Annotated in this window: 22 protein-coding genes; 7 read left to right on the forward strand and 15 right to left on the reverse strand. The window is 66.2% G+C overall.

The window, feature by feature from the left end; all coding sequences use genetic code 11:
• The first annotated feature begins 90 nt into the window (after positions 1–90).
• Positions 91–1,008 carry a LysR family transcriptional regulator gene (locus V8F63_RS00300; protein WP_392354157.1) on the forward strand — a complete coding sequence of 306 codons (918 nt, stop codon included), beginning with the start codon at positions 91–93 and terminating at the stop codon, positions 1,006–1,008.
• A gap of 18 nt (positions 1,009–1,026) precedes the next feature.
• On the opposite strand, the gene V8F63_RS00305 is transcribed toward V8F63_RS00300, so the two are convergent.
• From V8F63_RS00305 to V8F63_RS00325, 5 genes are all read right to left on the reverse strand, one after another.
• Positions 1,027–2,475 (reverse strand): sodium:solute symporter family protein, encoded by a 1,449-nt coding sequence (locus V8F63_RS00305; RefSeq protein ID WP_392354158.1) that lies wholly within the window; start codon positions 2,473–2,475, stop codon positions 1,027–1,029.
• Complete coding sequence (locus V8F63_RS00310; protein ID WP_201105631.1) at positions 2,472–2,738, reverse strand: DUF3311 domain-containing protein; 267 nt, start codon at positions 2,736–2,738, stop codon at positions 2,472–2,474. The genes V8F63_RS00305 and V8F63_RS00310 overlap by 4 nt, the downstream gene beginning before the upstream one ends.
• 22 nt (positions 2,739–2,760) lie before the next feature.
• Entirely contained in the window at positions 2,761–4,050 is a 1,290-nt protein-coding gene (locus tag V8F63_RS00315; protein ID WP_392354159.1) for an amidohydrolase family protein, read from the reverse strand.
• 153 nt (positions 4,051–4,203) lie between these two features.
• Positions 4,204–4,854: a flavin reductase family protein gene (locus V8F63_RS00320; protein ID WP_392354160.1), complete on the reverse strand. Its 651-nt coding sequence runs from the start codon at positions 4,852–4,854 to the stop codon at positions 4,204–4,206.
• Positions 4,844–5,797, reverse strand: a complete 954-nt coding sequence (locus V8F63_RS00325; RefSeq protein WP_392355123.1) for a carbon-nitrogen hydrolase family protein — start codon at positions 5,795–5,797, stop codon at positions 4,844–4,846. Before V8F63_RS00325 ends, V8F63_RS00320 begins: the two co-directional genes overlap by 11 nt.
• 102 nt (positions 5,798–5,899) lie before the next feature.
• On the opposite strand from V8F63_RS00325, the gene V8F63_RS00330 reads away from it, so the two are divergent.
• Positions 5,900–7,027: a cupin domain-containing protein gene (locus V8F63_RS00330; RefSeq protein ID WP_392354161.1), complete on the forward strand. Its 1,128-nt coding sequence runs from the start codon at positions 5,900–5,902 to the stop codon at positions 7,025–7,027.
• Between the two features lie 12 nt (positions 7,028–7,039).
• Positions 7,040–7,951: a fumarylacetoacetate hydrolase family protein gene (locus V8F63_RS00335; protein WP_392354162.1), complete on the forward strand. Its 912-nt coding sequence runs from the start codon at positions 7,040–7,042 to the stop codon at positions 7,949–7,951.
• Between the two features lie 62 nt (positions 7,952–8,013).
• Here the strand turns inward: V8F63_RS00335 and V8F63_RS00340 are convergent, their stop codons facing one another.
• From V8F63_RS00340 to V8F63_RS00375, 8 genes are all read right to left on the reverse strand, one after another.
• Positions 8,014–8,391 carry a thioesterase family protein gene (locus V8F63_RS00340; protein ID WP_392354164.1) on the reverse strand — a complete coding sequence of 126 codons (378 nt, stop codon included), beginning with the start codon at positions 8,389–8,391 and terminating at the stop codon, positions 8,014–8,016.
• Between the two features lie 20 nt (positions 8,392–8,411).
• Complete coding sequence (locus V8F63_RS00345; protein WP_392354166.1) at positions 8,412–8,879, reverse strand: MarR family transcriptional regulator; 468 nt, start codon at positions 8,877–8,879, stop codon at positions 8,412–8,414.
• 38 nt (positions 8,880–8,917) lie between these two features.
• The gene (locus V8F63_RS00350; RefSeq protein WP_392354167.1) at positions 8,918–9,277 is read right to left on the reverse strand and encodes a hypothetical protein; all 360 of its coding nucleotides are present in this window, start codon (positions 9,275–9,277) and stop codon (positions 8,918–8,920) included.
• The gene (locus V8F63_RS00355) at positions 9,253–9,582 is read right to left on the reverse strand and encodes a hypothetical protein (RefSeq protein ID WP_392354168.1); all 330 of its coding nucleotides are present in this window, start codon (positions 9,580–9,582) and stop codon (positions 9,253–9,255) included. The genes V8F63_RS00350 and V8F63_RS00355 overlap by 25 nt, the downstream gene beginning before the upstream one ends.
• Positions 9,579–9,968, reverse strand: a complete 390-nt coding sequence (locus V8F63_RS00360; RefSeq protein WP_392355124.1) for a hypothetical protein — start codon at positions 9,966–9,968, stop codon at positions 9,579–9,581. The genes V8F63_RS00355 and V8F63_RS00360 overlap by 4 nt, the downstream gene beginning before the upstream one ends.
• Positions 9,962–10,804 carry an FAD-dependent monooxygenase gene (locus tag V8F63_RS00365; protein WP_392354170.1) on the reverse strand — a complete coding sequence of 281 codons (843 nt, stop codon included), beginning with the start codon at positions 10,802–10,804 and terminating at the stop codon, positions 9,962–9,964. The genes V8F63_RS00360 and V8F63_RS00365 overlap by 7 nt, the downstream gene beginning before the upstream one ends.
• Before the next feature lie 17 nt (positions 10,805–10,821).
• On the reverse strand, positions 10,822–11,217 hold the full coding sequence (locus V8F63_RS00370) for a hypothetical protein (protein ID WP_392354172.1): 396 nt from the start codon (positions 11,215–11,217) through the stop codon (positions 10,822–10,824).
• 98 nt (positions 11,218–11,315) lie between these two features.
• Complete coding sequence (locus V8F63_RS00375; protein ID WP_025977710.1) at positions 11,316–11,792, reverse strand: MarR family winged helix-turn-helix transcriptional regulator; 477 nt, start codon at positions 11,790–11,792, stop codon at positions 11,316–11,318.
• A gap of 122 nt (positions 11,793–11,914) precedes the next feature.
• Here V8F63_RS00375 and V8F63_RS00380 point away from each other — a divergent pair, with 122 nt between their 5' ends.
• From V8F63_RS00380 to V8F63_RS00390, 3 genes are all read left to right on the forward strand, one after another.
• Positions 11,915–12,628, forward strand: a complete 714-nt coding sequence (locus V8F63_RS00380) for a cyclase family protein (protein WP_392354173.1) — start codon at positions 11,915–11,917, stop codon at positions 12,626–12,628.
• Between the two features lie 77 nt (positions 12,629–12,705).
• A complete protein-coding gene (locus tag V8F63_RS00385) occupies positions 12,706–14,847 on the forward strand; it encodes an indolepyruvate ferredoxin oxidoreductase subunit alpha (RefSeq protein WP_392354175.1) in 2,142 nt (713 codons plus the stop codon).
• A 5-nt stretch (positions 14,848–14,852) separates the two neighbouring features.
• On the forward strand, positions 14,853–16,334 hold the full coding sequence (locus tag V8F63_RS00390) for an indolepyruvate oxidoreductase subunit beta family protein (RefSeq protein ID WP_392354176.1): 1,482 nt from the start codon (positions 14,853–14,855) through the stop codon (positions 16,332–16,334).
• A gap of 512 nt (positions 16,335–16,846) precedes the next feature.
• On the opposite strand, the gene V8F63_RS00395 is transcribed toward V8F63_RS00390, so the two are convergent.
• Entirely contained in the window at positions 16,847–18,085 is a 1,239-nt protein-coding gene (locus V8F63_RS00395) for a metallophosphoesterase (protein WP_392354177.1), read from the reverse strand.
• Between the two features lie 26 nt (positions 18,086–18,111).
• On the reverse strand, positions 18,112–18,648 hold the full coding sequence (locus V8F63_RS00400) for a LamG-like jellyroll fold domain-containing protein (protein ID WP_392354178.1): 537 nt from the start codon (positions 18,646–18,648) through the stop codon (positions 18,112–18,114).
• Positions 18,649–18,800: 152 nt separating this feature from the next.
• Between V8F63_RS00400 and V8F63_RS00405 the strand changes: the two genes are divergently transcribed.
• Positions 18,801–19,259, forward strand: a complete 459-nt coding sequence (locus V8F63_RS00405; protein ID WP_392354179.1) for an HD domain-containing protein — start codon at positions 18,801–18,803, stop codon at positions 19,257–19,259.
• Positions 19,260–19,463 lie beyond the last annotated feature (204 nt).

Genomic DNA, 19,463 nt, shown 5'->3' on the forward strand with positions numbered 1-19,463 from the left:
ATTTCGTTTGGTCTCACAATACGGGACAAATGATCAATATCATTGCGTTTCACGCAACACGCGCTAGCCTCTGCGTCCTAGGAGGACGCCATGCAGGGAAACGCGCTTTATTACTTTCACGAGGCCGCGCGGCTGGGCTCGATGCGGCTGGCCAGCGACAAGATCGGCGTCGCCGTCTCCTCCATCAGTCGTCAGATCGCACAACTGGAACGCGACATGGGCGTGGCCCTGATCGAACGTGGACGGCGCTCAATCCGCATGACCGAGGCGGGCCAGTTGGCCTACGAATACTATCAAGGCTGCGTCGCCAACGAAGAAGCCTTCATGAACAGGCTTCACGAGCATCGGCAGATGAAAGCGGGCAAGGTCAGCATCGCTGTCGGCGAGGGCTTTCTGGGCGGCTTCTTCTCCAAGGTCCTTGAGGAATTCCAGGGCCAGCACCCCGGTATCGCCGCGTCCGTGTCGGTGCAGTCGACGACGGAAATCGTCCGGGCGGTTCTCGACGACAACGCCCACTTCGGCCTGATCTTCAACGACTGCGCCGAGCCCAAGATCCGCGTGCGCGCCGTGGCGGCCCAGCCCTTGATGGTGGTGTGCGCGCCCGATCACCCGGCCGCGCGGCTGAAAAGCGTGTCCCTGCCCCAGCTGAGCGCCTTCGACCTGTGCCTGCCGGACATCGGCCTGAGAATCCGCCAGATCCTGCGTGAGGCCGAACGGCGTGAACAGGTGTGGCTGGAGCCCGCCCTGACCACGACCTCCCTGTATGTGATGCGCGAGGCGGCGCGGGCGGGCCGGATGGTCACGGTCCTGCCGCGCATCGCGGTGACGAGCGAACTGGAAGAGGGAACCCTGGTGGTCCGCCCGCTCAGCGAGGCCAACCTCGAAGACACGACCATCAGCCTGATCCACCGGCTGGGGCGTCAGCTGGACGGCGCGCCCGCGCGCCTGCTGGCCGCGTTCGAAACCCGCATCAAGGGCTGGAACGAGACCGAGACAGGGCGCGACTGACGCGAACCGGAGGCGGGCTTAACGCCCGCCTTCAGGACGGCCACGCGTCGTCAGCAGCACGACGACGATCGCGACAAGGGCGTTGACGCCCATCGCCACCAGTCCCTTGTCCCAGCCCGGCAGCAGGGCCGCCCACAGCGACTGGGCGGACGGCAGCAACAGGGCCGCATAGCCCGCGCCGATGCCCGCCGCCACGCCGATCGCATTGGCGCGCGGCCACAGGAAGGCCAGGAAGACGCCAGGCGCCAACATGCCGATGGCGGCATAGGCGGCCAGGCCGATCTCGACCAGGGACGAGGTCGCGCCGATCGTCAGCCACACGGCCACCGCCGCAAAGCCCACCATCGACAGCCGCGACCCCAGCAGACTGGCCCTGTCGCTCAGGTCCGGCTTGAGCGGCATGACCACGTTGCGGCTAAAGATCGATCCCGCCGTCAGCAGCAGCACCGAACCCGGCACCAGCGCCAGCAGACAGGCGGTCCCGGCCAGCAGGCCGATCATCCACGCCGGATAGGCGTCGGACACGAACTGCAGCAGGGCGGCGTTGACGTCTCCGCCCGGCGGAGAAACCCCGGCCAGCAGGGCGCCGAAGCCCAGCAGGATGATGAAGAAGAAGGACAGGGAATAGATCGGCTGCAGCACGGCGTTGCGGCGGATGGCCTTGCGGCTGCCGGCTGCGTAGCAGAGCTGGAACATGTGCGGGAAGATCCAGGTGCCCAGGGCGACGTTCAGGGCCGCCGTCATCATCCAGGTCACCGTCAGGCCCGCTTCGGGGACCATGCCCGGAAAGACGCCGATGCCGGGATGCTGGTCCTGAACCCGCGCAAACACGTCCAGAATGGACGAGGCCCCGACCTTGCCCGCGACGGTGGCGCTCAGGCCGACGACCAGAACGATCATCAGCACGTCCTTGACCCCGGCCGCAAAGGCGGCCGAGCGCAGCCCCGCCACATAGACGAAGGCCAGCATGATGCCTGCGGCGATGATCGCCGCCGCCGTCACCGACACCTCGGTCCCCAGCGTCAGGCGCAGGATCAGGCTCAGGGCCGTGATCTGGATCTGCACATAGACGACGATGGCGGCGATCCCCGCCAGACCGACCAGGCACCCCAGCCAGGTCGCCTTATAGCGGGCGGCGAAAAAGTCCGCCTGAGTGATGAAGCCGCCCTGACGCCCCGCCTGCCAGATGCGCGGCATCAGCCAATAGCCCAGCGTCGCCGCCAGAGACACGGAGGTGAAGGCCAGATAGGCGGGCGCGCCATAGGCCCAGGCGTAGCCCGAAATGCCCAGCACGGCGAAGGTCGTGTAGATCTCGCCCGCGTTCAGGAACCAGAAGATCAGGGTGCCGAAGCTACGGCCGCCGACCGCCCATTCGCTCACCGTCTTGGCCTTGGACTTCTGATGTCCGTAGAGCATGGCGCCGATCATTGTCGCCAGCACGATGCCGAAGGTCAGAACCAGGGTCACGACAGACCCTCCGCGTCCCGATCATCGGTCAGACCCAGCTCCTTCTCGATGCGCTCGTCGCGCCAGAAGACGAAGCCGATCACGGCGGTGGCGACCAGGATGCCCGCCATCTGCCACGCCATCGGCAGGGGCAGAGAGAAGACCCGCACCGACGCCGTATTGACCAGCGGCGTCAGGCCGATCTGCCAGATGAAGGGGATGACGAGCAGCCAGCGGTGAACATACCGCCGGTGCATCGCGCGGAACGAAGCGTACTGAGACATGGTCAAGATTTCCGCGGCAGGCTCAGCGCGCCTGGCCGGACAGGCCGTGGTCATCGCGCACGACCGCTCCGCCCTTCATGACGAAGCTGAGCGAGCGCAGCGCGCCGATATCCTTGGTGGGGTCGCCGTCCAGAATGACGATGTCAGCGTATTTGCCGACCGTGATGCTGCCGATATCGGCGTCGCGACGCATCATGCGCGCGGGCTGGATGGTGGCGGCCTGAAGCGCCTGAAGCGGCGTCATGCCCGCATCGACATAGAGTTCGGCTTCGCGCACCGTGGCGGTCGTGCCTTCGTTGTCCTCGAACGGAAACTGATCGGTGCCCAGCGCGATCGGCACGCCCAGTCGGATCGCCTGCTGCAGCACGGCCCAGTGATCCTTGCCCACGCTGTCGACCCGCGCCAGGTACCAGTCCGGCGAACCGATCCGCTGATAGAAGGCGCGCGCACCGGGCTGGCTGACGACGATGGTCGGGATCAGCCAGGCCTCGTCCTTGGCCATGCGGCGCAGCACCGGCTCGGTCAGGTGATAGCCGTGCTCGAAGGCGTCGATGCCGTATTCCAGCGCCTGCATCGCCGCCTGGGGCGAGCCGTTGTGAGCGGTGACTCGCACGCCGTTGCGATGGGCCACGTCGATCAGGACAGAGAGCTCTTCATCGGTCATCGGCGCGGCGGCGATGTCGCCGTGGGTGTCGGAAATGCCGCCCGAAATGGCGATCTTGATCCAGGAGGCGCCCTGTTTGATCTGTTCGCGCGCGGCGCGGGCGAAGGCGTAGGGGCCGTCGACTTCGCGGAAGCCGTGACCGCCGGTCGGCACGATCAGTTCGCCCGCCGTCTCGATGCGCGGGCCGACCGCCTCGCCGCGCTGGATGGCGCGCTTCAGGGCGAAGTCGTTGCCGTGCAGTTCGGACACCAGGCGCACGCTGGTCACGCCCGCGCGCAGCGAACGCTCGGCGTTATGCGCCATGCGCAGCACCTGCTGGGCGTCCGTTTCATTCTGGAGTTCGGCCCCCGCCGCCCCCGGCAGCTTCAGGCCGAAGTGGACGTGCATATTCATCAGCCCCGGAGCCAGCCAACGGCCCTCCGTCGAGATGATGCGGGCGCCGACCGGCGGCTGGATCTCGCTGCGCGGACCGACCCGGACGATGCGCTGGCCCTCGACCACGACCACCGCGTCGGGAATGATCCGCCCGTCCTCGACCGAAACCACCGAGCCGCCCACCAGAGCCGTGACCTCTCCGTCCGGCTGCGCCTGAGCCAAGGCGGCCTGCGCGCCGAAAACGGCCAGGGCCGCAGCCGATGCCGCCGCCATCAGAGACGCGAAACGTGGAAGACGAAGCGAGTACATGTGAAATCCCCTCTAGTCCGGGCGCGCCGGAGCCTCGCACTGTCAGGAAATGCGATAAGCGTGACAATGCGGTTCGCTGATACAGTCTGTTGCGCTCATGGCAACGAAGATCAAAGATCAGGCGGTTACGTCGCAACCCGTCGCCTTGCGGCGCAGATCCTCGAAACTGGGACGGTCGCGCTGAATCCGGTCAGTCGAACGGGTGTACCAACCGGCGCCATGCATGCGCGCCATCAGCTGCATGGCGGGCGTATCGACATGCAGACGCTTGGGATCGACGAAGCGGTCGTCCATGTGCAGGGCCAGGACCTGTCCGATCACCACCGTGGCCGCGGGCGCAAAGTCCAGCCTCTCGACGACCCGACATTCGAAGCTGACGGGCGCCGAGGCGATGCGCGGCGGCCTGACCATGGCGCACGGCGCCGTCGCCACCCCGGTGGCGGCCAGTTCGTCATAGCCTGCCGGGGCCTCGGCGCAGGTCCAGTTCATGGCGTCCAGATCATCCTCGGACACCAGATTGACGACGAATTCGCCCGTCGCGACGATGTTGGCGCAGGTGTCCTTGCGATCACCATTCGGCTTGCGCATCAGACCAAGGGCGATCAGCGGCGGATCGGCCGCCATCATGTTGAAGAAGCTGTAGGGGGCCGCGTTGCGCACGCCGTCCGGCGACAGGGTCGTCACCCAGGCGATCGGCCTGGGCGTAATGGACGACGCCATCAGCTTGTAGCGATCGCCCGCTTCCAGCTGCGACAGGTCAAACAGCAAGGTCGTCCTCCGACCCGATGCGGCGCACCGGACGCTGCGGCGCCGTGTTGACGCTCAACTGGAAAACGTCGGGGCGCGCATAGTGGCCCGCGACGTCAAAGTCGTATTTGGCGCGCGCGATCTCGGACAGGTCGATATCGGCGTAGAGGATCGTCTCGCCGGAATAGTCGGGCCCAGCCAGCACCTCGCCCAGAGGGGCGACGATCATGCTGCCGCCGCGCATTAGCACCGTGTCGGGCGCGTCGCCGAGGGCGCAGTCATAGTCCGCCGGATAGGCCTCGCGCCGGATATGCTGGCAGGCGGACAGCACGAAGCAGCGGCCTTCCAGCGCGATATGGCGCATGGAGGCAGCCCAGCCGTCGCGGTCGTCCGCCGTCGGCGCGCAATAGAGGCCGATGCCCTGATCGTACATCGCCATGCGCAGCATGGGCATGTAGTTCTCCCAGCAGATGACGGCCCCGATCCGGCCCAGCGAGGTGTCGATCACCGGCATGGTCGAGCCGTCGCCGAAGCCCCAGATCAGCCGCTCGGCGCCCGTCGGCATCAGCTTGCGGTGTTTGGCGATCAGGCCGCGCTCGCCGTCGAAGAACAGGACTGTGCAGTAAAGCGTCGCCCCGCCGCGCTCGATGACTCCCATCACCACAAAGGCGCCGGTTTGGGCCGTCGCCTGGGTCAGGGCCGCTACCTCGGGTCCGTCGAGATCAATGGCGCCTTCGTAGTAGCGGCGAAAATCCTCGCGCCCCGACGGCTTGCGCATCCCGACGGGCGTGCCGAACGAGGCGCCTTTCGGATAGCCGCCCAGGAAGGCCTCGGGAAAGACGATCAGCCGCGCCCCCTCGCCGGCCGCCTGACGGATCAGGTCCGCCGCCTTGGTCGCCGACGCCCCAGGATCGCCCGGAATCGACGCCGCCTGCACCACGGCCGCCTTGTAGGACTGAGACATCACGGCCCCCTCTTCATCCCTGAAACCTCAGCGCAGATTAGTTGCGTTTGACAGCAATTGGAAGATATTTTAGGTCTATAATATTAGTGGAGGAGTGGGGTCATGACGAACCGTTTCGACCAATACCGCGAGGATGTCATCGGCCGCGCCAACGTCGCCGACACCCCCGAACTGGTGGACTACTATCGCCGCCTCTCGCAGCTGGGAACCGGCGCCCTGTGGACGGTGGCCAACAAGATCGAGCCCTGGGAGCCGGTCTCCACCTCCGTCCCCATGCTGTGGCGCTACGCCGACCTGCGCGACCACGTGCTGAAGGCCCTGGATCTGGTCACGCCGGAACAGGCGGGGCGTCGCGTCGTCTATCTGGAGAACAAGGGGCGGGCCGACGTGGTCGCGGCCGTGGGCTGGCTCTATTCCGGCCTGCAGGTGATGAAACCCGGCGAATGCGCCTCCAGCCACCGCCACAGCGCCTCAGCCCTGCGCTTCATCATGGAAGGGCGCGGCGCCTTCACCAACGTCGACGGGCACAAGATGACGCTGGGGCCGAACGACTTCGTGCTGACCCCCAACGGGACCTGGCATGAGCACGGCGTGGCCGAGGACGGCGAGATCTGCATCTGGCAGGACGGCCTCGACATTCCGATGATGAATGCGCTGGAGGCCAACTTCTACGAGGTCCACCCGGACCTGAACCAGGCGGTCTCCTTCCCCGTCGACGACAGCACGGCGACGTGGGCGGGCGCGGCCTTGCGCCCGGCCTCGACGCCCTGGAACAAACCCTATTCGCCGCTGCTGAAGTATGAGTGGGGCCCGACCTACGAAGCCCTGCAACGCTTCGCCGCCGTCACCGACGGCAGCCCCTACGACGGCGTCCACATGGACTATGTCAACCCGAACACGGGCGGGCCGGTCATGCAGACTATCGGCGCCTCGATGCAGATGCTGCGCCCCGGCGAACGGACCAAGGCCCACCGCCAGACCGGCAGCTTCGTCTATCAGTGCGCCAAGGGTCAGGGCTATTCCATCATCAACGGCCGCCGGTTCGACTGGCGCGAGCGGGACATCTTCGTCGTCCCGGCCTGGATGTATCACGAGCACGCCAACGCCTCGGACACCGAGGACGCCTGCCTGTTCGCCTTCCACGACCTGCCGGTCATGCGCGCCCTGGGCCTCTATCGCGAAGAAGCCCTGGCCGAGAACGACGGCCACCAACCCATCCTCTCCGAATAGGACTTAAAACCCATGCGTCTTGTTACCTATCGCGCCAGCGTCGAGGCCGAGGCCCGGCTGGGCGCCATCGACGGCGACCTGGTCGTCGACCTTGAAAAACTGGGTCAGGCGCGCGGCGTCGCCCTGCCGTCGACCATGCTGGCCTTCATCGACCTGGGCCCTCAGGCGGTGTCGGCGGCGTCGGCCCTGATGGCCGAAGCCAAGGGCCTGTATCCGGTCGGCGTCGCCTCGCCTCTGTCGAACGCGAAGCTGCTGGCCCCTATTCCGCGCCCGCGCAAGAACATCTTCGGCATCGGCCTGAACTATACGGAGCACGTCGCGGAATCGGCCAAGACGCTGGATACTTCGACCGACCTGCCGCGCGAGCCGGTGATCTTCTCCAAGCCGCCGACGACCGTGGTCGGGCCGGGCGACCCCATCGTCCACAACGCCGCCATCACCCAGCAGCTGGACTGGGAAGTCGAACTGGCGGCGGTGATCGGCTCGACCGCCAAGGGCGTCAGCCGCGAGGACGCGCTCAACCACGTGTTCGGCTATACGGTGCTGATCGACGTCAGCGCCCGCGACTGCCGCCGCGCCGGTCAGTGGATCTACTCCAAGGGCCAGGACAGCTTCGCCCCAATGGGACCCTGCATCGTCACGGCGGACGAGATTCCCGACCCGCAGACGCTGGACCTGACCCTGTCGCTGAACGGCGTCCAGAAGCAGAGCAGCAACACCGCCTATATGCTGTTCAAGGTCGATGAGCTGATCGCCGACATCAGCAAGGGCATCACCCTGGAGCCCGGCGACATCATCGCCACCGGCACCCCAGCAGGCGTCGGCGCCGGCATGGACCCGCAGGAATGGATGTGGCCCGGCGATACGGTCGAGGCCGAAGTCGTCGGCATCGGCAAGCTGCGCCACCCCGTCGTCGCCGCCTGACGACAAAGCCCGCCCCGGCGCAGCGCCGGGGCGGGCTTTTCATTTCAGGAACAGGGCGAGGTTCAGGTCTTCGCCAGACCGTCGCGAACGTCATCCGGCCAAGGCGCCGAGCGCCCTTCAGCCAGGATCATGCAGACCAGCACGCCCTCGGCCGTCATCCGCACCTCGTCGCCGCAGGCCACCGTATAGGCCACGGCGCAGCTGGATCGGCCGATCGATTTCACTTCGATGGTGATGTCCAGTTCGTCGCCGAGGCGGCTGGGCGCCGCAAACCGGCTGTCCAGGCTGACCGTGGGCACGCCCAGGCCGCGCGTCAGGTGCAGTTCGGCGAAATCAACGCCCACGCCTTCAGCGAACCAGTCCTCGACCGCCCCGTTCAGCATCTCGAAATAGCGGGGATAGAAGACGATGCCCGCCGCATCGACGTGTGCGAAACGCACCTTGCTCCGCGTCGTGAAGCTCATGTGTGAAGGTTCTCTCCGATCGACGCCTTGACCTTGGCCAACAGGGCGTGAAGCTTTTCCAGATCATCGGGCGCCACGTCGGACAGCGCCTGATGGATCCACGCATGGTGCGCCTTGGCCAGCACGTTGAAACGGGCCTGCCCGGCCGCGCTCAACCGCACGATGGACGAGCGGCGATCTTCGGGGTCGGGACTGACCACGACCTGACCTGCATCCTGAAGCTGACGCACGATGGCTGTGACGTTGCCGTTGGACACCAGAAGCGCGCGCGACAGCTGTCCCATCGTCCGCCCCTGCGGATGACGGTCCAGCGCCGCCATCACGTCGAAACGCGGCAAGGTGGTGTCGTATTGCTCTGCGAAGCCGCGCCGCAGACTCTTTTCGATCGTCATGGTGCAGCTCAGCATCCGCAGCCACGCCCGGACGTCGATCGGCCCCGCGCCGCCGTCATGCTTCTCGCGCATGGCGCGCCACTCCTCTGCGAACCGCCCGGCCGCCCCGGTCAGGCTCTCACGCCATCTGCGGCGCTTCGGGCCTGTCGCGCAAGCTGGTCGAAACCGGCGCGATAGACGCTGGGCGTCGGATGCTCGCGGCGGCCCGCGGCGGCCGCCGCCTTGAGAGTCCAGGCCGGGTCCAGAAGGTGCGGGCGCCCCAGGGCGACAAGGTCCGCCCGCCCGGCCGCCAGGATGGCGTTGGCCTGATCCGCCTCGGTGATGGCGCCGACCGCTAGGGTGCGAACGCCTGCCTCATTGCGGATGCGGTCGGACAGGGGCGTCTGGTACATCCGCCCGGTGACAGGACGTGCGTCTGGATGCGTCTCGCCGGACGAGACGTCGATCAGGTCCGCCCCGGCCGCAGCCATTCGCCGGGCGATCTCGACCGCCTCATCCGGCGCCAGACCGGCCTCCCCATCCAGTCCTCGGCCGATATCCGCACCAGCAACGGCTTGGCCTCAGGCCAGACGGCGCGCACCGCTTCCACCACCGACAGCGGGAAGCGAAGCCGCCCGTCCAGATCGCCGCCGTAGGCGTCCTGGCGATGGTTCATCAGGGGAGTGATGAAGCTGGACAGCAGGGTCCCGTGCCCGGCCTGAATCTCGAGCACGTCGAAACCCGCCGTCTCCGCCCGGCGCGCCGCGGCGACGAAGGCGTCGCGAACCGCGCTCATCCCGGCTTCGTCCAGTGCGGCGGGCACGAGGCCGCCCTCGGCCCAGGGCCGATCCGAGGCCGCCACAAGCGGCCAGGGCTGATCCAGAGGCGTCGTCGCCGGGCGGCCGCCCTGCGGCGCGGCGCACGCTCCGCGCGGACCCGCATGGCCAATCTGGGCGCCGACGAGGGTTTCTCCCCCGCATGGATCAGGGCGTTGATCCGCGCCCAACCCGCGATCTGATCGTCGTCATAGAGACCGGCGCAGCTCGGCGTGACCCGCCCCTCTGGGGACACGGCCAGCATTTCGGTCATGAGCAGACCCGCGCCGCCCAGCCCTCGCGCGCCATAATGCGCCAGGTGGAAGTCCATCGCCCGCCCCTTTGCGTCCGCCTGATAGGTCAGCATCGGAGCCACGATGATCCGGTTGGACAGTTGCGCCTCGCGCAGGCGCAGGGGGCGAACATCGGCGGCGTCCCCGCCCCTGCCCCCGCCTTGCCGGCGAACCAGTCCTCGATCCGGCCCAGCCAGCGGCCGTCGCGCACACGCAGGTTCTCGTGGCTGACCCTCTGGCTGCGGGTCAGCAGGGCGTAGGCGAACTGCTCGGCGTCGAAATCCGCATAGCGGTCGATGTTCTCGAACCATTCGGTGGAGTTGCGCGCGCTGTTCTGGATCTTCAGCACCTCGACCTGGCGCTCGTCGCGATAGTCTTTCAGCGCCTGCGTCAGCGCCTGTCGGTTATCGAGGCCCGGCCGGTCCAGCACCTCGGCCAGCTTGATCGCATCCTCCAGCGCCAGCTTCGTGCCCGATCCGATCGAGAAGTGCGCCGTGTGCGCGGCGTCGCCGAGCAGCACCACATTGTCGAAGGACCACTGGCCGCACAGCACCCGGCGGAAGTTGATCCAAGACGCCGAGCCGCGCAGGTGCGCCGAATTGCTCAGCAGCGGATGGCCGTCCAGATGGCGCGCGAAGATCCGTTCGCACGCCGCCAGCGTCTCTTCCTGGCTCATGTCCTCGAAGCCCAATCCCGCCCAGGTCTCAGGCGAGCATTCGACGATGAAGGTCGAATGGGTTTCGTCGAACCGATAGGCGTGAGCCCAGATCCAACCCGCCGGGGTCTTCTCGAAGATGAAGGCGAAGGCGTCGAACAGCTTCTCCGTGCCCAGCCAGGTGAACTTGTTCCGGCGCGTCTGGATGTCGACATCGAAACGGTCGGCGTAGTGGGTGCGGATGCGGCTGTTCACCCCGTCGGCGGCGACGATCAGATCGAAGTCGGCGTAAGACGCCAGGTCATCGCCGACCTGGTCTCGAAATGCATGACGACGCCGAGCTCGGCCGCCCGAGCCTGCAGAATCTGCAACAGCCGCTTGCGCCCTATGCCGATGAAACCGTGGCCGGAAGACACCTCCGTGCGGCCATCCAGCGCCACGGCGATGTCGTCCCAGTGCGCAAAGCTATCCCGGATCCGACCCGCGCTGACCGGGTCGTTCGCTTTCAGATTGGTCAGCGTCTGGTCGGAAAAGACGACGCCCCAGCCGAAGGTGTCTCCGCTCCGGTTGCGCTCGAAGACATGGATGTCGTGCTCCGGGTTCCGAAGCTTCATCGAGATGGCGAAATAGATGCCGGCGGGACCGCCGCCAAGACAAGCAACACGCATGAGACGCCTCCAGTTGCTTTAGGTCTAAAATAAATGAAGACGGCAGGCAAGCGGTTCATCTCCGTCGCCGACACGGCGCCGGATCGCGCGGAAGCGTCTTAGTCCGTCATGACTTCCAGGTTGGCGTTCAGTCGTCCAAGCAGCGTCAGCAGCCGCTCAGCATCCCGCTCGGAGAATCCCGCCAGCGCCTGACGATAGACGGGCGCCATCAGGACCCGGGCCTGCGCCAACCGCTCGCGGCCCGCCTGCGTCAGACTGACGTCGATCACCCGTGCGTCCGCCGCGCTGGTATTGCGCGAAACCAGCCCGGCGTTGGTCATCCGCTCCACGATCCGCATCATCGTCGACAGATTGACCACGCCCGCCCGCGAAATCTGACCGATCGAACGCGGCGCCTGCTCGCCCAGGATCATCAGCACCCGCCATGTCGGGATGTCGACGTCGATCTTTCGCAGTTCGCGCTCGATGATCAGGTTGTAGCGGCTAAGCACCCTGTTCACCTGGTAAAAAGGGTAGCGCTCCAGACGGAACTCTTCCGAACCGGGGTCGCCTGTCCGGCGCGTTTGCTCAACCACGGCGCCGTCCCTGCCCGCACAGGGCCCACGCCGGATCAGCGTCGACGCTCAAGAAATTAGTTGCAGATGCAAGTTTCTTCGGCAAGGCTTGATCCTGAGGAAAAAGAAAAGGGGAGGGACGAATGTCCGTATCTGCACAAGCTCTGTCGCAAATCGCGGCAGGCATCGCCAGCGGTGATGTCAAGGTCGTCGACCTGACGCAAACCCTGTCGGAAGACACGCCGACGCTGGTGCTGCCGCCGCCGTTCGGCCAATGCGCGCCGTTCAGCCGCCAGGAAATATCCCGCTACGACGAGCGCGGCGTCGCCTGGTACTGGAGCAATTTCACCGTCGGCGAGCACACGGGCACCCATTTCGACGCGCCCGCCCACTGGGTCACCGGCAAGGACCAGCCGGCCGGCACCGTGGACGTGGTGCCGCCGTCCGACCTGATCGCCCCCGCCGTCGTCATCGACTGTTCCGCCGAGGCCGCCGCCGATCCCGACTTCCTGCTGGAGCCCGCTCACATCGAGGCGTGGGAAGCCGTTCACGGCCGCATCCCGCCGCGCAGCTGGGTCCTGTTCCGCACGGACTGGTCCAAGCGTGACCCAGAGGCCTATGTGAACCGCCGCGAAGACGGCGCCCACACCCCGGACCGTCGGCCGCCGCCGTCCGCCTGCTGGTCGAAGAGCGCGACGCTCTGGGCTTCGGCGTCGAAACCATCGGCACGGACGCTGGTCAGGCTCACCTGCTGGAGCCGCCCTACCCCGCCCACGCCCTTTTCCACGGGGCCGGCCGCTATGGTCTGCAGTGCCTACAGAACCTGGACGCCCTGCCGCCTACGGGCGCCGTGGTGATCGCGCCGCCGCTGAAGATCCGTGATGGATCGGGCAGCCCTCTGCGCGTTCTGGCTCTGGTCGCGGGCTGATCCAAGATGGCCGAGCGTTCCTTCAAGTCGGAAGTCCGCAAGCTGACCGCCGGTGAAGGCGACGTCTTTCACGGCGAGGGCATCCTCGCCGTGACCAAGGCGCTGCTGCAATCCGGGGTCGCCTATGTCGGCGGTTATCAGGGCTCGCCCATCAGTCACCTGATGGACGTCTTCGCCGATGCGAACGACCTGCTTGAAAGCCTGGACGTTCATTTCGAGGCCAGCGCCTCGGAAGCCACGGCGGCGGCCATGCTGGCCGCCTCCGTCAACTATCCGCTGCGCGGCGCCGTGGCCTGGAAGTCGGTCGTGGGCACGAACGTCGCCTCCGACGCCCTGTCCAACGTCGCCTCGGGCGGGGTGACGGGCGGCGCCATGATCATCGTCGGCGAGGACTATGGCGAAGGGTCCTCCATCATGCAGGAGCGCACCCACGCCTTCGCCATGAAGTCGCAGATGTGGCTGCTCGACCCGCGCCCCAACCTGACCAGCATCGTCGACATGGTCGAAAAGGGCTTCGAGCTTTCTGAGGCCTCGCACACGCCCGTCATGCTGGAGCTGCGCGTGCGCTCCTGCCACATGACCGGAAGCTTCGTCGCCCGCGACAACCGCCGCCCGCCCCTGACCGTGGCCCAGGCGGCGGCCGCGCCCGTGCGCGATGTGGAGCGGATCGTCCTGCCGCCCGCCAACTTCCTGCATGAGGTCGAGAAGGTGGAGAAGCGCTGGCCCGCCGGCATCGCCTTCGTGCGCGACAACAAACTCAACGAGACCTTCGGCCCGAACGAGGGCGACGTCGGCCTGATCGTCCAGGGCGGCCTCTACAACAACCTGAACCGGGCGATGGAGCTGCTGGGCCTGGCCGACGCCTTCGGCGACAGCGCCCTGCCGATCTACTGCCTCAACGTCACCTATCCGCTGATCCCCGAAGAGGTGACGGATTTCTGTCGGGGCAAGAAGGCGGTGCTGATCATCGAGGAAGGCCAGCCCGAGTTCATCGAGCATGAGCTGAACACCCTGATCCGGCGCGCAGGCCTTGAGACCCGCATCGTCGGCAAGGGCCCGCTGCCACGCGCCGGCGAATACGCCGCCCACGTCATCCAGAAGGGGCTGAAGAGCTTCCTTGAGGAATGGAGCCCGAAACACGCTCCAGCGCCCGCAACGATTTCCGCCGCCCCGGCGCCTGCGGCCGCCGCAAGTCTGGCCGCCGAGGTTCCCGCCCGGCCCGCCGGCTTCTGCACGGGCTGCCCGGAGCGCCCGATCTTCACCGCCATGAAGATGGTCGAGCGCGAGTTGGGCCCGTCGCACGTGTCGGCGGACATCGGCTGCCACCTGTTCTCCATCCTGCCGCCGTTCAACATCGGCAATACGACGATGGGCTACGGCCTAGGCGCCGCCGGGGCTTCGGCCTTCAAGCCGAAAGACAAGCGCGCGATCGCCATCATGGGCGACGGGGGCTTCTGGCATAACGGCCTGACCTCAGGCGTCGGCAACGCCGTGTTCAACAAGAACGACACCGTCACCCTGGTCGTCGACAACGGCTATTCGGCCGCGACCGGCGGCCAGGACGTGCTGTCCTCGCGCGCCGAGAACAAGGCGCGCAGCACCCGCAACCCGATCGAGAAGGCGGCGCGAGGCGTCGGCGTGGAATGGGTGCGCTCCATCGACCGCACCTATGACCTGAAACGCATGAAGGGCGCGCTGAAGGAAGCGCTGACCAGCCCGGAGAAGGGTCCGAAGGTCATCATCGCCCAGTCCGAATGCATGCTGAACAAGCAGCGCCGCGAGAAGCCCCTGCTGCGCAAGGCCGCTCAGGCGGGACGGCGCGTCTCTCAGGACCGCTTCGGCGTTGATCCCGACACCTGCACCGGCGACCATAGCTGCATCCGTCTGTCCGGCTGCCCCTCCCTGTCGATCAAGCCCAATCCTGATCCGTTGCGGCGCGATCCGGTGGCCCATGTCGACAACTCCTGCGTCGGCTGCGGCCTGTGCGGCGAGGTCAGCCACGCCGCCATTCTGTGCCCCAGCTTCTATCGGGCGCGGGTGGTGACCAACCCTGGGCGCTGGGAGCGCTTCGTCAACGGACTGCGCCAGCGCATCATCACGACTCTCCAGCGCGGAGCCGAGCGCCGCCTGGCGGCACGGGCTTTCTGAGAACCATGACACAGCAAAGAGATCGTCTCTGCATCGCCATTCTGGCGCTCGGAGGACAGGGCGGCGGCGTGCTGGCCGACTGGATTCAGAGCGTCGCCCGCAGCCAGGGCCAGCTGGCTCAGGGCACCTCGGTCCCCGGCGTGGCCCAGCGCACGGGCTCGACCGTCTACTATGTCGAACTGGCGCCCATGCCCGCCGACGGGCGCGCGCCTGTCCTGGCGCAGATGCCGACGCCCGGCGACGTCGACGTCGTCATCGCCTCCGAGCTGATGGAAGTCGGCCGCGCCATGGTGCGCGGCTTCGTCAGCGCCGAACGCACGACGCTGATCGGCTCGACCCATCGCATCTACGCCATCTCCGAGAAGTCGGCGATGGGAGACGGACGCGCCGACAGCAGCAAGATTCTCGAAGCCGCCGCCAAGCGGGCGCGCCGCTTCGTCGGCTTCGACATGGACGCCGCCTCCGCCCGGTCCGGCAGCGTCATCAGCTCGATCATGTTCGGCGCCCTGGCGGGCAGCGGCGCCCTGCCCTTCCCGCGCGAAGCCTTCGAAGACGCGATCCGCGCCAGCGGCGTCGCGGTCGACAGCAACCTCAAGGGCTTCGCCGAGGGGTTCGAGGCCGCCCGTCAGCCGGTCGCGGCGCCCGACGAACCTGCGGTTCCGACGCCTGAACCGACCACGCCCTTCGGCCAGGCGCTGGCGGCGCGGATTCGGGCCCGCCTGCCCGCCGCCGCGCACAGGAACGCCCTGCTGGGGGTTCAGCGTCTGATGGACTATCAGGATCAGGCCTACGCCGCCCTCTATCTCGAACGGCTGGAGCGGATCGCGGCGCTGGACCAGCCCCCGCACGCCCTGACCACAGAGACGGCCGCCGCCCTGGCGCTGTGGATGGCCTATGACGACACCATCCGGGTGGCCGACCTCAAGACGCGCGCCTCCCGCGCGGCTCGCGTGCGCGGCGAAGTACGCGTCAAGAACGACCAACTCCTCAGCGTCACCGAGTTCATGCACCCCCGTCTGCGCGAGATCTGTGAAACCCTGCCCGCCCCGATCGGGCGGCGCCTCCTGCACAGCGCCGCCGCCGAAAAGCTGCTGGGACGCTTCTTCACCAAGGGCCGCCATGTGGAGACGACGCGGCTGCGCTGGTTCCTGATGCTAAGCCTGCTGGCCGCCATGCGTCCGTTGCGTCGCAGTTCCCTGCGCTACCAGGAGGAGCAGCAGCGCGTAGAGGAATGGCTCGCGGAAATCGAGGCTCGGGCGCCGTCGCAACCGGATGTCGCCCTCGAAATCGCGCGATGCCAGAATCTGATCAAGGGCTATGGCGAGACCTTCGACCGCGGCCTGTCCAGCTACGCAAAAATCCTAGGCTTCATTCGCTCAAGCACCCCCGCCGCGAACGACATAGCAGCCCTCCGCTACGCCGCATTGGCTGACGAAGAGGGAATAGCGCTCCGCGCCGAATTTGATCGGCTAGCGACTTGCCTCTGAGTTTTCATTCATCGGCGTACCGTCCTTAGATTAGTTACGCCTGGCCGCGCGGGGTGAGCAACAGGTCGGACTGCGGCCTGCTTAAACGACCGGGCCACGACGAGATGAGGCCGGGTCGGGGTCGGCTGCACCCTGACAGGCTTCACCGCAGTTCGAACTTTTTCAGGGACGGCCTGCGGAATAGCCCTGCGGCGCTGCCTTGTGTTCGAATCTGTCTGGTCTAGAGAGGGCATGGATCAGCAAAAACCCCGGAGCATGAGCTTCGGGGGTTTTTGTATTTGGCTGCGGGAGCTCGCAACGCTCACCATAGCATCAGCAGCACAATGGGCATTCCTGCATAGCCCGAAGTCGCTGAATCTCCGCACCCATGACGACCACCTAGGAACGGTGAGCAATGCGCCATGAGCGGTAATTAACGCCAGTGCGTGAAGCGGACATTGGGCGTGGCTTACCACGTAGCCAGTCGCAGTGCGCCAGCCTGACCGTTATTCGCAGCAGGAAGGTCGTTCGCCTCATCTTTTCGTCAGCGCGAAGCGATCACGGGAACGGCCTTCGATATCGATCATCTCGACCTCGATCCGGTCTCCGGCCCCTCGCAACATGACATAGTGGTGCGTCCGGGCCGTCTTTGCGCTGAAGGTCGGCTTGTTCGGCGCGAAGTCTTCCAGATTGCCGCCCATGCCGCCGACCTGAACATAGGTCACGCCGTTTTCGAGATCGACCGCGCCCTGCGTCATCGGCCAGGTGCGCTCATAGGCGTGTAGGTGGCCGTAGATGACCAGATCTACGCCATGGCGTTCGAAAATCGAGGTGAATTCGCGCTGCATCGTCTCGCTGCCGTAGGTTGTGCGGGCGGCCCAGCTGTCGCCGTGATCGTCTTCATCGCTGGTGAAGACGTCATGGTGGTGCATGGCGATTTTCCAGCGGGCGGTGGAGCGAGCCAGAGCCTGCTCCAGCCAGGCGGCCTGTCGCGCGCGGAAGCCGGGCTTCCGCTCCTCGCTACCCTCCAGATTGCTGTCGAGGATGAAGAACTCGACATCCCCGTAGCGGTGGCTGAAATAGGCCTCGTCGCCTGGCTGACGATGGTAGCGGCGGAACCAGTGCTGCTCGCCCTCGCCGTTGCCGGGGGCGGTGATGACCGGCACGCGCCCGAACAGACTGCCCATGCCCAGGAAGTACTCGTGCGTCCACTGATAGCGGCGATCAATATCGCCGCCGTCGGTCAGATCGCCGGCCAGCAACAGCAGATTCGGCCGCTCTTCCCAGATAAGCTGGCTCATGCGGTTGTTGATATGGGGGCGCGCCTCGGTGTCGGCCGAGACGGCGATGACGAAGGGCGCGCCGGGCAGTGGCGCCGAGCGGAACGACAACAGGCCCGAATCCAGCGCCCGCCCGTCCTCAGTCGAGGCCGTGACGCGGTAGAAATAGGGCGTGTCGGCCTTCAAACCGTCCAGCGTCACGCCACCCAGACGGTCCTCTTCGGCGGCGAGAACCTCGATGCGACGCATCTGAGCCTCCGTTTCGCCCCAGGCGACGGTAAAGCGGGCTGGACGATCCGTCTCCCACGACAGCTGGACGTCCTCTGTCGTCGGGGCGTTCAGATAAGGCGGCTGGGTGAAGTGGAAGGTCTCGGCGTTCAGGCGGCCCTGGTCGACCAGCGCGGCGCGGGCGGCGAAGGCGGCTTCGACCTCTGCCGCGCTGAGAGCGCGGCCATGCACCGCTGCGCCGCGCACAAGGTCCGGCAGGGACATATAGGGCTCGGCCTCTAGGTAAGCCGTCAGCGCCAGTGAGCCTCCGAGACGCCGGTCATGCGCGCTGAGGTCGATCCAGCGAGGACGCCGTTGACGTAAAGGCGCCAAGCGTCGCCCTGACGCACCCCCACGACGTGTCGCCAGACGTCTTTGTAGTCGGGAGCGTCGACCATGGCCGCGTCCGCCGGGCCGAACGAGGCCTGGCCGTCGCGGTAGGACAGCAGCCAGGGCGTCGCGCCGTTCGCGCCGTCCGGCGTCAGTACAGCGGCGACCGGGTGATTCACATGGTCCAGAATCCACATCTCGACGGTGAAATCGCGTCTGGAATCAAAAGCCGTTTCCAGGTTCCGGCGCTCCGTCGGCGCCATGTCGTTGAACCGCATGGAACTCGCGGACGGGGTCAGCTTCGCCGACGGCGACGGCGTGTCCGTACGCTGCGGTCCTGCACCGCGCGGCAATTCATAGCGCGGCGTGAAATCCCAGGCCTGGCCCTGCATCGCCTGAACGCCAGTCGGGATCAGGCAAGCCGAAGCTAGCAGGGCGGCGATGAGCGTGCGGTTCATGACAGTCTGTCCGTGGTCTTGCTGAAGACGATTTTGTGGTATAGACCAATAAGGGTTCGCCATGACTGTTTAATGACTGGGCGGGCGCGGAAACACTCCACAACAACTGATCAGCCGTTTGCGACCTCTGGTCGACGGCGAGGGCTACGCCTGTGAAGCAGATTACCGACCTCTTCGACCGCCATGGCGAGAGCCGCTACGGCGAGCACGTCAATCAGCGCGAGCATATGCTGCAATGCGCCAAGCTGGCGGAAGACGCCGAAGACACCCCGGCCATGATCGCGGCGGCCCTGCTGCATGACGTGGGACAATTCCTTGAAGGCGCGGGCGATGCGGCTGAGGATCACGGCTACGATGCAGCTCATGAGAAGCTGGGTGAAGCCTTTCTATCTCAATGGTTTCCTGAAGAAGTGACAGCCCCGATCGCCTTGCACGTCGCCGCCAAACGCTATCTTTGCGCCATTGAACCAGGCTACCTTGAAGCCCTGAGCGGCGCATCGGCGCTGAGCCTGAGTCTTCAGGGCGGACCGTTCAACAAGGCGGAATGCGCGGCCTTTGAGGCGCACCCTTTTTCAAGGAGGCCCTTCGCCTGCGCCGCTATGACGACCTAGGCAAGCAGCCCGGCGTTATTACGCCTGATGTCTCGCATTATATCGACATCATCCGGGCGACATCGAAATAGTAACACGCATACATCCGAAGTCGGACAACAATACTTATATATGAAAACATTCTAATTATGAATGTTTTGTGTAGATCAAAGCAACTGGTTTACACCAGTTTGGCTTGCAGCTACCCCGCCCTCGTCCGCCGAT

Origin of the sequence: Brevundimonas sp. LF-1, from assembly GCF_037055305.1 — a bacterium.
Classification (GTDB): Bacteria; Pseudomonadota; Alphaproteobacteria; order Caulobacterales; family Caulobacteraceae; genus Brevundimonas; species Brevundimonas sanguinis.